The following is a 13,038-nucleotide window of genomic DNA, read 5'->3' as shown; positions in this document are numbered from 1 at the left end:
CGTGCGCCGACGCCGGCATCCGCAGTGGCGACTCCGCTGCGCTCATCGGGTTTCCTCTAGTTCGGCGTGAAGTCGATGCGTTCCGGCGCCGATGGTGACCGGTTCCGTCCCGGGAAGGTACACGATGCCGGTTACTCCGATGGGCACGACCAGCTCGACCGTCAGCACCGCCTGCTCGTGCGTCCAGCTGATCGAGATCTCTCCATACGGGGAGAGGTGGCGGGCACTCGCCCAGGTCAATCCTCCACCAGGTTCCGGACGAAACCGCACGACGCGGTATCCGGGCTCCAGCGCCTCGATCCCCGCGACCCTGCGATGCATCCAATCGGCGACAGACCCGAGCGCGTAGTGATTAAACGACGTCATCTCCCCGGGGTTGATCGAGCCGTCGGGAAGCATGCTGTCCCAGCGCTCCCAGATGGTGGTCGCGCCCATCTTCACGGCGTAGAGCCACGACGGGCACTCCTCTTCGAGAAGCAGTCCGTAGGCGATGTCGGTGTGCCCGGTCATGCTGAGGGCGTCGCTCACGACGTTCACCCCGGCGAACCCCGTGGCGATCGTGAACCCGGATTCGGCGACGAGAGCGGCCAGTCGATGGCCGGCTCGCGCCACCATATGATCGGGCATCAGCCCGAATGCGATCGCCAACGAGTACGCCGTCACCGCATCGCTGGTCAGAGTGCCGTCCGCGTTGACGTATTCCTCGACGAATGCCCGGCGGATCTCCCCCGCGAGACCGGCGTAGTGCTCCGCGTCACCCGCGCGGCCAAGAACCTCGGCGATCTGCGCGAGATGACGAGCCGACCACGCCGCGTATGCCGTGGCGACGAGATAGCGATCGGTCTTGGCGTCGGCCGGATCGTCCGGCGGCGCGGCCGGATCCAACCAGTCGCCCAACTGGAACCCGGAGTTCCACAGGTGCGCGCCGCCCGAGAGCCGTTCGACGAGGTCGACCCATCGGCGAGCGCTCTCGTACTGCCGCGCGAGCACGTTCTTATCCGCGTAGCGGCTCCACAGCACCCAGGGCGTGAGTACCGCAACGTCACCCCAGACCGCGCCGGGGCGGATCGGTGTCCACATGTCGCCACCGGGGATCACCGGCACGTACCACGGCACCGTGCCGTCCGGCAGCTGCTCGGCCTCGAGGTCCTTCAGCCACGACGCGAGAAAACCGGAGGTGTCGTAGAGGAAGGATGCGGTGGGCGCGAAGACCTGGAGGTCGCCGGTCCAGCCCAGCCGCTCGTCCCGCTGCGGGCAGTCCGTCGGCACGTCGACGAAGTTGCCGCGCATGCTGGCCACGATGTTGTCGTGCAACCGATTCACGAGGGGGTTCGACGTTTCGAACCACCCGGTGCGGCGCATGTCGCTGTGGTAGACCCGAGCCACGACGGCGTCCTCGATCGCGCGACCCTCCCATCCGTCCACCTCGACGTAGCGGAAGCCGTGGATGGTCAACCGCGGTTCCCACACTTCACCGTCCGGCAGCCCAGCGAGCGTGTATTCGTCGATCGCCGCTGCCCCACGAAGGGGACGGCGGTACAGCTCGCCGTCCTGAAGCACTTCGGCGTGAAGCAACCGCACAACGTGTCCGGCTTCTCCCTTCACGGTCACCCGCAGCCGGCCGACGAGGTTCTGGCCGAAGTCGAGCAGCATCCGTCCGCCGGAGAGGGCTGTGACGGTCTTCGGTCGCAGCTCCTCGGTGCAGCGCACCGGAGGCCCATCGGGGGTTGTGAAGGTGGCGAGGTCGAATTCGACCATGGCCACCGGGGCCCAACCGGAGGCGTCGTAGGCGGCAGTCGACCAGGCCGGATCGTGGCGGCGTGCGTCGAATCGCTCGCCGTCGTAGAGGCTACCCAGGGTGATCGGCCCTAAGGCCGCGCGCCAGGTGGCATCGGTGCCGACAGTCTGCCGTCTGCCATCCGCGTACGTGATCTCGAGCTGGGCCAACAGGCCGAGGCGGTCTCCGTAGAGATTGCGGGTACCGCCCTCGTAGAATCCGAATCGACCGCGATACCAGCCGTCTCCCATCCAGGCACCCCAGGCATTGGCGCCGTCCACCAACAGCTCGGTGACGTCGATCGTGATCACGCGAAGCCGACTTTGGTAGACCGTCCAGCCGGGAAGCAGTGCCTGATCGCCCGCCCTGCGACCGTTTATCTCAACCTCGGCGAGACCGTGCGCGGTGACATACAGGCGAGCGGATGCGACCGGCCCGTCGACCTCGAAAAGTCCCCGCAGCAGAGGCGGCGGGTTGTCTTTCTCGGTGTCCTCGTGCCAGCCTGCCCCGATCCCGACCGCCGTCCAGTCTTCGGCGTGCAGCAGCCCGATCTCCACCTCGGAGGGCGACGACCAGTCCGACACCGCGTCATCCTGGCCCCAGACGCGAACGCGCACGGTTGCCGCGGCGCGCGAGTCGAGGTCGTCATCGGCCCACGGCACCAAAATCTGCTCGGACGATTCGATCCGCCCCGACTCGTGGGCGATGCCCGCCCGACGTGTCTCGATCTCATACGCCCGCTGCGTCCACCCCGGTTCCGCCGTGATCGTCCAGCTGATTCGGGGCCGCACCTCCCCGATTCCCAGCGCGAGGTCGTGGTGCTCGAAGGTGGGTGTGGCGACCGTTACGCTCACGACCGGCGTACCCTCTTCGCCACCAGACGCACCGGCCCGAACAGGCCCGCCCGCTTCTGACCCGGAAACACCCCGGGCGTGGGCGAAGCGACATCCAGGTAGCTGGCGAGCGTGTTGTGCACTCTCACCTCGAGCTCATGGTCCCCTCCGGCGAGCCGGTCGGTAAGATCCACGGAGTACGGGCCCCAGGCGAACTCGGCAACCTTCTCGCCGTCGAGGTGAACCGACGCCGACCCCCGCACGTCGCCGAGGTCGAGCACGACCGCGCCATCCGACGGGTCGAACGCAGACACGGTGGCGAAATAACGCACCTCGCCGGCGAGCGCGTCGAATCCGAGTTCGCTCCAGTCGCGAAGGTCCGCCGCGACACGCTGCGTCTCGACGCGTGCCGGCTCATCGAGCAGCGCACCGCCTCGTCGACCATCCGTCACGTCGAATCGCAATTCGAAGATGGCGCCGGTCTCTGTCGGCGGGTCAAAGACGATGACGTGATCGCTCCCGAGCGTCGATCCGTCCAGAAATGCCTCGAACGCAAGCCGAGTCGGCACCTCGATCGACCGGGTTCCTGTCGGAAGTGCGGCTCTGAGCCACCGAGGAGCGTCGTCGTCGGGGTCGAGGTCGGGAATGACGTCATCGACGATCGAACCACCGAACGCCGGCCGCTCCAACCACGCCGATCGGGGCAACGGATGCGGTCGCGCCACCAGGCAGAGAAAGCGGGGTGCGCCCCATTGACGCGAGCGCAGGCGAAGATCGACCGGGGTGCCGTCACGCACCGCGGTCCACTCCCCCACGCCCGTCATGATGCCGAGCCCACCGAGCGCGGTGGGTGCCGAGTCGACCACCACCGCCGGTTCGCGTCCGGGATCGGTCGACCGCAGCTCCAGGCGATTGCGGCCAGGGTGCAGGTGCGGCGCGAGGTCGTAGGGGTGGAACCGTGCCTCGCGGTGACCGCCGTAGGGATGGAAGGCGTTCTGCCGGCCGATGTCGACGCCGTTGATCACGATCGTGCACGGCTGTTCCGCACCGACCTGCACTCGCCCGTCGGCCGGAAGCTCGTTGATGTCGAATTCGAGCTCGACGGTGAGGGTCGATGCAGACAGCGAGCCATCGACGGGAACGACCCATTCGGCCCGGCGGAATGCCTCGACATCCGCGACGACGGCGAATGTCGCCCGCAGATCCTCGTCGTACTCCGCCTCGAAACCGAGGTCGATGCGGTGGCGCCCGGCGTCGACGGGCACGGTGGTCCAGTATCCGTTAGACGGATCCCGCTCGGCGATCGCACCGTCGATGGACACGGTCGTGCGAGCGTTTGCTCCGACCACCAGGCTCCGGGAGTCGCTTGCCACCTCGATCCACGTGGTTGCGGCAACGAATTGCCCCGCGCGCACGTCTTTCCACAGCAGCACCTCGTCGGGTACGTAGCCCTTCGGACCGAGGGACTCCATGTGGGATCCGTCGTTGCGGATGCCCCGCGACAGCGACCATTCCGCCTCGCGCCAGTCATCGTCAGAGAAATCGGGCGATGTCGCCGGACCAGCGATTCGCGCGTATGGACCGAAGGTAGCAACCACCGGCGACCACTGCGTCGGCGTCTCACCGGTGGCCGTGTCGAACTCCCAGATCTCCTGCGGCAGCACACCACCGCGGTCGGCCGACCCGAAGTCTCCAAACCGGTTGTCGAGCGAGGATTCCGACTCGACCTGCCAGTCGACGATGTCGACCGCCACGCCCGAATCATCCCAGTCGAGTGCCGTCCCATCGGCATCAGGTAGGTCGTCGCCCACCGCGAGCAGGGTGACGCTGCCATCGCGGAAGTCGACGTCGACGCTCACCGAGCCGTCATCGGCGATGTGCGGGGCGAGCGAGAAGCGCTCTCCGGTGACCGGATTCCAGCGCTGCAGTTGCGCCCCGCCGACACCGTGAATGCGCACCCGCGTCGTGCGACCTCCGACGGGAACAAAGGTGTACCCGTCGGCGCGCAACCCCTCCCAGAAGGAATTCCACGACACCTCGATCCAGTCGAGGTAGCCTTCGGAGCCCTTGAAGATCGGCTGCTCGGTTCCGGTCACGTCGTCGTGGGCGAACAGGGCGAGGAGGTAGCCGCCCTCCACCTGCCGCAGAAGCACGGGAACGTCGGCCTCCGCCCAGACGGAGGCACGCTCGAGGAACTCGGGAACCCGGGACGAATCCGCGGCGACCGCGATCGCACCCGAGGCGACGTGACGCGAGAAGCGCTCCGCTCCCTCGCCAGGCTCGACGAACCAGCGCGGGCTCGATTCGACGGCGATGACGCGGCCGCCGGCATCCACCAGGTCTGCCAGCGCGCCGGCTGCCGCATCATCGAGCACGTCCACCGCCGGCAGCACCACGTTGCGGAAGGTCGCCGGTCCAACGTGGAGTCCGGCGGCATCCACTCGGGCACCGTCGAGCAGACCGTCGTTCACGATCTCGTACTCGTGGGCAGCGCGATCCAGAACGCCGGGGCGCTCGGCCGACCATGCGGTCTCCCCGTTGAGCTCGTGATACACGCGCGTCGCATCGGCCGCCGCGGTGGTCGGCGAGCCGAACGTGAAGCCGGCCTGCACCGTCGTCGTCGGAAAGATCAGGGCCGTGTCGGCCACGAGGGTGCCAAATGACAGGGCCTCGCTCAGCCGTGCGACGGCCCCGGAGAGCACGTGATACTCGGGCCAGTACGGCTGGCGCCAGCAGGTAGACGGCGGGGCCCACTCCCACCAGCCACCGGGGGTCGCGTAATAGACAGCGTGCGGGTCATAGAGTGTGGCGCCGCGCTTGAGGAACGGCGCGAGCCAGTCATAGGTCTCCTCGAGCGTTCCACCCCATCCCGACGAATGGAATGCTTCGATCCACGTGCGGCTGCCACCGGAGAGGTGCGAGAGCGAGCTGTGCACCTTGGGGTCACCCAGGTGGTCGCTGCCCGGGGCCGAGAATCCGTTGTGCGTGTCGAGATAGTCGGCGTAGACGCCCACCGAACCCACCGGGTCGCCCTCGCGTGCGGGACTCTGCTGGTCGAACCCGCACTGCAGGCCGTTTTTGGCGAGCCAGGCGTCGAGCTGCCCGAAGAACGCGGCGCGTGATTTCGACGCCCGGTGGCGTTCGTACCGAAGCCTCACCTCATCGTCGGAGAGCGGATGCCCGTCCCCGGGCGTCGGGTCCCCCCACAGCGCCCCCAGTCGCGGCTCGATCGCGAACCCGTGTGCGGCCTCGAAACTCGCGGCGAAGTCATCCCCCCAGGTCGGCATCGACGGCAGCTCGTCCTGGAAGAACCCCACGATCACCGAACCGAACCACTGTGACGCGCGACGCTCGAACTCACCGTGGATGGTGTCGAGGAGTCCGGCGACCGCCTCCGGGTTGAAATAGTCGAAGCCGTGCTCCTGGGCGAAGACGATGGTCAGTGTCTGGCCAGTGCCGCTCCAGCGCGCGCGCCCATCCACGATCTCCACCGCCTCGGCCGACCCACCGTCGGTCGAGACGACGTAGGCGGCCAGGGGCTCCGAGTCCTGCGGGAACGCGACCTCAGTGGTGCGACCAGGTTCGATATCGACGACGAGTCGGCCGAGCGTGCGCCCCGCCCAGTGCGGCTTCTTCGTCACGAGACGACCCTGGAAGTTGGCGCCAGAGAATCCGAGCTGGTCGTACGGCCAGAATCGGAATCCCAGCTCTGCCGCGTCCTCGCACGCGCCGAGAAAGAGCTCCCACCACTCCTCGCTCATGAACGCCGGATCGTCGGCGAGCGAACCGTACAGCGGCCCCGATGGCGCGAGGTTCATGATCACCGCCTGGGCAACTCCCTGCGAGGTGAGCTGCTCCATCTGCCAGCGAAGCCGTTCGCGCGTCACCTTCGCGCCGCTCCACCACCAGATCGGCACGGGGCCGTATTCGTTGGCGTGCGGCTCTCGGAATCGCTCGGCGATGGCATCGAAGGGCGTGGGCTGAATGGTCACAGAGTTCTCACTTTGGGTCGAAGTCGAAAGTCGAAAGTCACTGGGGCGAACGGGCGGATGCCGCGGAGATCATCCCTTGACGGAGCCCGCTGCCAGGCCCCGCATGATCCGCTGGTTGAGGAAGAGGTAGATGATCAAAATGCCGACCACGTTCACGCAGATGGCGGCGAGCAGGGGGCCGAACTGGGTGGCGCCGTACTGCCCGGAGAAGTTGAGGAGCCCCACCTGCACCGTGGCGGTGTCGCTGGAACTCGTGAAGGTGATCGCGATCAGCAGGTCGTTCCAGATGAAGAAGAACTGCACGAGCGCGACCGTGAACACGGCATTGCGCACCATCGGGAAGCCGATGGAGAAGAATGAGCGCAACATCGAGGCCCCATCGATGGCCGCCGCTTCGAATATCTCGCGGGGAACCGCCCTGAAGTAGGTCGCCATCATGAAGACGGTGAGGGGCATTCCGGTGGCCGTGTACGTGATGATGAGCGGCCAGAGGGTGCCGGTGATCCCGATCTGAAAGTAGGCGTTGAACAGGGGCAACAGAATCATCTGGCCCGGGATCATGATGCCGGCGAGGAAGGTGAGCAGGATCGCCCCTCGACCCCGGAACACGAGCACCTCGAGCGCGAAACCCGCCGCCGTTCCGAACAGGATGATCAGCGCGAGCGACGGCGCCGTGGCGATGACGCTGTTGAGGATGTTCTTGCCGATGTTGGCCGTCACGAGAGCGTCGAAGTAATTGCTCCAGTCGAAACCGCTCGGAAGCGCCCAGGCGGGGGCGTTGAGAAACTCGTCCTGCGTCTTGAACGAGCTCATGATCAGCCAGAACAGCGGGTAGATCTCGATCACGAGCAGCACGACGATGGCGACGATGCTCGCCACCTTGCTGACAATCCTCGACGGGGAAACGATGCGAGCGGGGATCTGCCGAGTGGCGGGAAGCGCAGTGGACGTCATCGATCAGCCCTTCGTCAGGTCGCGGCGCGAGGAGCGGAAGATGAGTACCGTCACGATGAGGCAGATGACCGTGAGCAGCAGGGCGATGGTGCTGCCGTAGCCGTAATCGCCATAGCTGAATGCGGTCTGGAACATGTACAGCGTCAGCGGGGTCGTGCCGTTGCCGGGTCCTCCGTTGGTGAGCGCCAGCACCGAGTCGAAGACCTTCAGGGTGCCGTTGATCGAGAAGATGATCGAGGACAGCAGCACGGGAAGCGAGAGCGGAATGACGATGTGCCGGATGAGGCGCACTCCCGATGCACCGTCGAGCTTGGCCGATTCGATGATGTCATCGGGGATGTCGAGCAACCCGGCATACAGAAGCACGCCGTAGAAGCCCATCGACCGCCAGAGGTCCATGATCACGATCACCCAGAATGCGGTGCCCGCGTCGTTGAACCAGCTCAGCGCGTGTCCGCCGAAGAACTCCACCACGGTGTTGGCTATGCCGTTTTGAGGAACGATCGCGAAGAGGCGCTGGAACAGCAGGCCCACCGCCACCGTGGGCAACACCACCGGGAAGAAGACCAGGGTGCGCACGAGCGTCGACAGTCGGCGCAGCACGAACAGGTAGAAGAGTGAGAGGGCATACCCGAGGGCGATCTGGAGCACCGAGACCACGAGGGCGTACCGAAGGGTGAAGCCGAGAGCGGTCCAGACATCCTTGTCCTGGAACAGGCGCGTGATGTTGTTGAACCCGTTGAAGGTGAATCCGGTGATCGGGCTCCCGGTGTAGAAGGTGTAGCCGAGAGACGACAACACCGGCACGAGCATGACGACGACGTAGATGAGCAGTGCCGGGGCGAGCAGGATGATTGCGGCTTTGCGGTCCGCGAACACAGATTTCACGTGAAGAGCTTTCTGGAGTGGGCCCGTGGTCGAGCTCGATGGGCGCGGGTTCCCGCGGGCGGCCGCCATGCTGATCGGCCGCCCGCGAGAGTTCGGCAGGCTACAGGTCGGCCTGCACCAGCTTCATGAAATCGTCGGCGCTGGTCTTACCGTCGACGAGCGCGGCGATGTTGTTCCAGGATGTGGTGCTCGCCTTGGAGCTGAAGTAGGTCTCGAACCAGACGACGCTCGTCTTCGTGCTCGCGATCTTGTCCTGCACCAGCGAGGTCAGCGCGTCGGTCTTCACCGGCGTGTTCACCTTGAAGCCCGAGATCTGGCCACTCTCCTTCAGCGCAGCGCTTCCGAAGTTCTTCGCGATGCACTTCGTCCAGGCGCCGACCTTGTCGTTATAGGCGGCCTTGGAGAGGGCGGTGGGAACACCGACGTTCGCGGGCAGCTGGTCGACTGTTCCCTTGCCGCCGGGCACGGTCGGGAACGGGAAGAACCCGATGTTGTCCGAGCCGATCTTGTTGGCGGTGGCGTCGGCGAAGTTCGGCAGAACCCAGCTTCCCATGTACATGATTCCGGCCTTGCCCGTGAGGAAGTCCGAGATGATCGTGTTGTAGTCCACGGCTTCGGGCGCCTTGCCGAGGTACCCCTTCGAGCCGAGGTCTGCGATTGCCTGGGCGGCCTTCACGTAGGCCGGGTCGGTGAGTTTGGCCTTGCCGTCACGGATGTTCGCCATGGCGTCCGGTCCGAGCTCGCGGAAGGCGTAGCCGCTGATGAGACGGGTGATCGGCCAGCCCTGTCCGCTGGCGCCCGTGGCGAACGGCTGAACGCCGGCGTCGTTGAGCACCTTCGCGTCAGAGACGAGCTCGTCCCAGGTGCCGGGAACGGTCAAGCCGTTCTCGGTGAAGATCTTCTTGTTGTACCAAAAGCCCTCGATGTTGAACTGGTAGGGCAGCGCGATGTCGTTTCCGCCGTAGAGCGCCTTGATGGTGGACTTGGCGGCCGGCAGGATGTCGTCGGCCACACCCAGCTTGGTGAGCGCCGCGTCGACATCCACGAGCGATCCCGACTTGTCGAGCGACTGCGTGACGGTGGGGGCACCGCCGGCGGAGAACATCGTCGGCAGACCCTTCTGGCCCGCAAGAAGCTGAACCTTCTGGTCGAGCTGGGCCTGCGCGATCTTCTGATCGTCGTACGGCAGGGCCTTATTCTCGGCGGTGCACTCATTGCCGGCGAGTTCTTTGATGATGGCCGGGGTGGCGGGGTCTTCGGTCACGTGTAGATACGTGAACTTGCCGTTGCCGGCTGCCGCGCCGCCGCCGCCCGCGCACGCGCTGAGAGCGATGAGCGTCGCACCGGCAACCGCCAGGACGGGAACGAGTCGACGGGTAAATCGTCGACTGGATGCTGTGGTCACAATTCCTCCTTGAAATGCGACGCCTCCGATTGAGACGGTTCAATGCTGAGCAACCTAACTGGCGCGCTCCAAGTGTGTCAACACTTTTTTGGCACGCTCCAAGTTTTAATATTGGTGCGCTCCAAATTATGCCATGCTTGCGCCTACCCCAGCAGAGAGGCACACCGTCGGCATGAAGGAGTTCCGAGTGAGTGACGTCGCCGCGCGCGCCGAAGTCTCCGTCGGAACCGTCTCGAACGTATTGAATCGTCCCGAAGTCGTCTCACTCGCCACTCGCGAACGGGTGCAGGCCGTCATCACCGCGATGAACTACGTGCCCAATGAGAGAGCCCGGCAACTGCGAGCCGGCACGAGCTCGACGATCGGATTCGTGATGCTGGATGCGGGCAATCCGTTCTTCATGGAGGTCGCGCGGGGCGCCGAGAGGTCGGCATCAGCGCTCGGCCTCACCGTCCTGCTCGGCAACAGCGATGCCGACAGCGAGCGTGAGGAGAACTACCTCGCGGCGTTCGAGCTCCAACGGGTTCGCGGCGTACTCGTCTCGCCCACCCGAGACATCAGCACCCGGGTGCGCAGCCTGCGCGAGCGGCGCATCCCGTCGATTCTGATCGGCCGGGCACACACTCCCGTCGAAGCCACATCCGTCTCTGTCGACGACGTCGCGGGCGGCCAGCTCGCGGTGCAGCACCTCGTCGATCTCGGGCGCACTCGGGTGGCGTTCGTCGCCGGTCCCCTGCACATCAGGCAGGTGACCGACCGCCTCGCTGGCGCGCAGGCCGCGATCGCGGGGTCCGCCGCTGCCACGCTGGAGCTGCTCAGCGCTCCGCCTGTCAGCATTCAGGCGCTCAGCATCCAGGCCGGCCGGCTCGTCGGACAAGAGATCGCCGATCGACCGAAGGCGCGGCGACCAGACGCGATCTTCGCGGCGAACGACCTGCTCGCGCTGGGCATCCTCGAAGCGTTCGCGATGTCTGGCTCGGCGATCCGGGTGCCAGACGACATCGCTCTCGTCGGGTACGACGACATCATGTATGCGCGGTCGGCCGTCGTTCCGATCACCTCGGTTCGGCAGCCGAGCGCCGAGATGGGGTCCACCGCCATCCGGCTGCTGCTGGAGGAGGCATCCGATCTCAGCATTGCGCCCCGCGAGGTCGTCTTCCAGCCGGAGTTGATCGAACGCGCCTCGACGGTGCCTGTGACTGTGACGGGGATGATGACGGTGACGGGGCCGTCGTAACGCACCTCGGCGCGACGACGGCCCCGGGCCGTTACGAGAGCGGAGCCCCCATGACCGGCCATCCGTTGGAGAACGTGACCTGACGGATGTCGAGGGTCTCGCGTCCAGCATTGTTGGCGTCGTAGTAGTGGTACGCGAAATACTTCAGCGCTCCGCGTTCGTAGGCGTCGCCACCACCGGCGGCCACCTTGGGCGAGGCTCCCGTGAGCACCGTGGTGCCGCCGCCAGAGACCATATTCACGCCCGCCTTGTCGAGGTACGGGCCGGTGATGCTGGTTGACCGTCCGACGACCGTGTAATAGGTGCTGTTCACGCCGCTGCAGCAGCTCCCCTTCGACCCGAAGAGGTAGTAGTAGCCCCCGTCGTGCATGATGGTCGGGCTTTCAATGCCCTTGGCAATCATCCACAGGTTGTTGTTCGTGGTCGACAGCTTTCCCGTCGCGTTGTCCAGCAGGTGCATGTACGTGCCCGCCCACGAACCCCACGACACGTACAGGGAGTTTTTCGGCCCCCGTTCGACGTTGGGGTCGATCGGGTAATTCACATCGGTGACAAGCCCCTGATCAGTCCATGGGCCGGTGATGCTGGTTGCCGTGGCCACACCCATATCTGCGATGGTGTTGTTGGCCCAGAGCGAGGCTGCGTAGTAGAGGTAATACTTTCCGTTGATCACTTTGATGTCGGGCGCCCAGATATTCGGCGGGTTCGAGCCGAGCTTCTTCACGATCCACGAGGGCGTGGAATTCCAGATGTTGCCCACCTTGACCCAGCCCGTCGCGGCCGTCGGATCGCAGGTCTTGTACTCGGTGATCGAGCCGCTCGGGTTGAGCGGATCGTTCTCGAAACCGGTCGAGAAACCGTAGAAGCACGAACCCACCTTGATGATGCTCGGGTCATGCAACCGGGTTGAACCGGTGAGCGCCGACGCGGATGCGGCCGGAACCAGGGTGGCCAGGGCGGCGAATGCCAGAAGCACCGAGGCCGCTCTCAATCGACGCTTTCGAGCTGTGTGCGATGCGCGCAATGCTCTGATTTTGGGCAAAATCATGGTGACCTCGCTGTCCCGTGAAATGGAGCCGGCCTTCGGCCCTCCCCTACAGCGTTACATTAATTGGAGCGCGCCAACAACCCGCGTCGGCGCGTCACGGATGTCTTGCGGCCGATGCGAACTCACCTGCATGTCGCCGAGCCACAGGTGCACCCGCTCGCCGGTGCGGATGCCGAGGCATTGCAGTTGCTCGCTGTACGCCGCGAGCTGCAGCAGCGCGGTGATCTTCGCGTGCCGGGCGAGCTTGGTGTCGTAGACCTCGTAGCTGCCGTCATCCGATCGCAGGATGAAGTCGGCGTACCCGAGAAACGTCCGTCGAAGAAGTCGGCCTGGTAGACGACACCCGCCTCGCTCTGGAAGGCGACGGATGTCTGCCGCGCAACCTCCTCGACCTCGGTCGGGTTCTCGGGCCGCGCTATCTCCACCACGTCGCGCGTCGCCTTCAGGTCGGCAAGCACCCGCAGCTCGTGCGCGTCGCCGAGCTTCGCGGTGCGGGCGAGCATGTCGTCAGCCTCGAACTTCGATAGCTCCACCCGCCCGAGCTTCGCGCCGACCCGGTGCATCGTCGCCCACTCGCAGGTGGCTGCGGCGGTGAGGTCGCTGGCGGAATAGACGACGGTGGGGCCGAGCAAGAACATGAGACTACTTTCTGGAGGTAGTGCTCACGGCAGTGGGGACCGGTGACAACTCTGCACCAAGGCTACGCACCGAAACTCAACAAATCTGCCAACCAGCGCGTCTAGTGAGGGCTTTTCCATTCGCTGAATTAGAAGCCATGGTCAAGTCCCAGGTAGTGGTGTAGCCGGTTTTCCTTCGAGCTAAGGATTATGCGCTGAGGGCCAGTTCTGGTTCGGTCACCTCGCTTCCGGTGTCGGGAACGAGGGTGAGGCGGGATTTGGCGAGG

At 65.5% G+C, this 13,038-nt stretch carries 8 protein-coding genes; 1 reads left to right on the top strand and 7 read right to left on the bottom strand.

Annotated features, from left to right (window positions below; translation table 11 throughout):
• Positions 1 to 42 precede the first annotated feature (42 nt).
• From IV501_RS05620 to IV501_RS05600, 5 genes are all read right to left on the bottom strand, one after another.
• Positions 43 to 2,631, bottom strand: coding sequence for a family 78 glycoside hydrolase catalytic domain (locus IV501_RS05620; protein ID WP_200555478.1), 2,589 nt, complete (start codon positions 2,629 to 2,631; stop codon positions 43 to 45).
• The gene (locus tag IV501_RS05615; RefSeq protein ID WP_200555477.1) at positions 2,628 to 6,602 is read right to left on the bottom strand and encodes a hypothetical protein; all 3,975 of its coding nucleotides are present in this window, start codon (positions 6,600 to 6,602) and stop codon (positions 2,628 to 2,630) included. The genes IV501_RS05620 and IV501_RS05615 overlap by 4 nt, the downstream gene beginning before the upstream one ends.
• A 69-nt stretch (positions 6,603 to 6,671) precedes the next feature.
• Entirely contained in the window at positions 6,672 to 7,556 is an 885-nt protein-coding gene (locus IV501_RS05610) for a carbohydrate ABC transporter permease (protein WP_200555476.1), read from the bottom strand.
• A gap of 3 nt (positions 7,557 to 7,559) precedes the next feature.
• On the bottom strand, positions 7,560 to 8,444 hold the full coding sequence (locus tag IV501_RS05605) for a carbohydrate ABC transporter permease (RefSeq protein WP_200555475.1): 885 nt from the start codon (positions 8,442 to 8,444) through the stop codon (positions 7,560 to 7,562).
• A 100-nt stretch (positions 8,445 to 8,544) separates the two neighbouring features.
• Entirely contained in the window at positions 8,545 to 9,849 is a 1,305-nt protein-coding gene (locus IV501_RS05600) for an ABC transporter substrate-binding protein (RefSeq protein WP_307812204.1), read from the bottom strand.
• Between the two features lie 187 nt (positions 9,850 to 10,036).
• Between IV501_RS05600 and IV501_RS05595 the strand changes: the two genes are divergently transcribed.
• The gene (locus IV501_RS05595) at positions 10,037 to 11,086 is read left to right on the top strand and encodes a LacI family DNA-binding transcriptional regulator (protein WP_307812203.1); all 1,050 of its coding nucleotides are present in this window, start codon (positions 10,037 to 10,039) and stop codon (positions 11,084 to 11,086) included.
• A gap of 31 nt (positions 11,087 to 11,117) precedes the next feature.
• Here the strand turns inward: IV501_RS05595 and IV501_RS05590 are convergent, their stop codons facing one another.
• Together IV501_RS05590 and IV501_RS05585 are read right to left on the bottom strand one after the other, a co-directional pair.
• Positions 11,118 to 12,062 (bottom strand): arabinan endo-1,5-alpha-L-arabinosidase, encoded by a 945-nt coding sequence (locus IV501_RS05590; RefSeq protein WP_200555473.1) that lies wholly within the window; start codon positions 12,060 to 12,062, stop codon positions 11,118 to 11,120.
• A 194-nt stretch (positions 12,063 to 12,256) separates the two neighbouring features.
• Positions 12,257 to 12,772 (bottom strand): hypothetical protein, encoded by a 516-nt coding sequence (locus tag IV501_RS05585; protein WP_200555472.1) that lies wholly within the window; start codon positions 12,770 to 12,772, stop codon positions 12,257 to 12,259.
• Between the last annotated feature and the right edge of the window lie 266 nt (positions 12,773 to 13,038).

This window comes from Lacisediminihabitans changchengi (assembly GCF_016634425.1).
GTDB lineage: Bacteria > Actinomycetota > Actinomycetes > Actinomycetales > Microbacteriaceae > Lacisediminihabitans > Lacisediminihabitans changchengi.
Note: the sequence above shows the minus strand (reverse complement) of the source record. Positions and strands in the feature narration are given on the sequence as shown.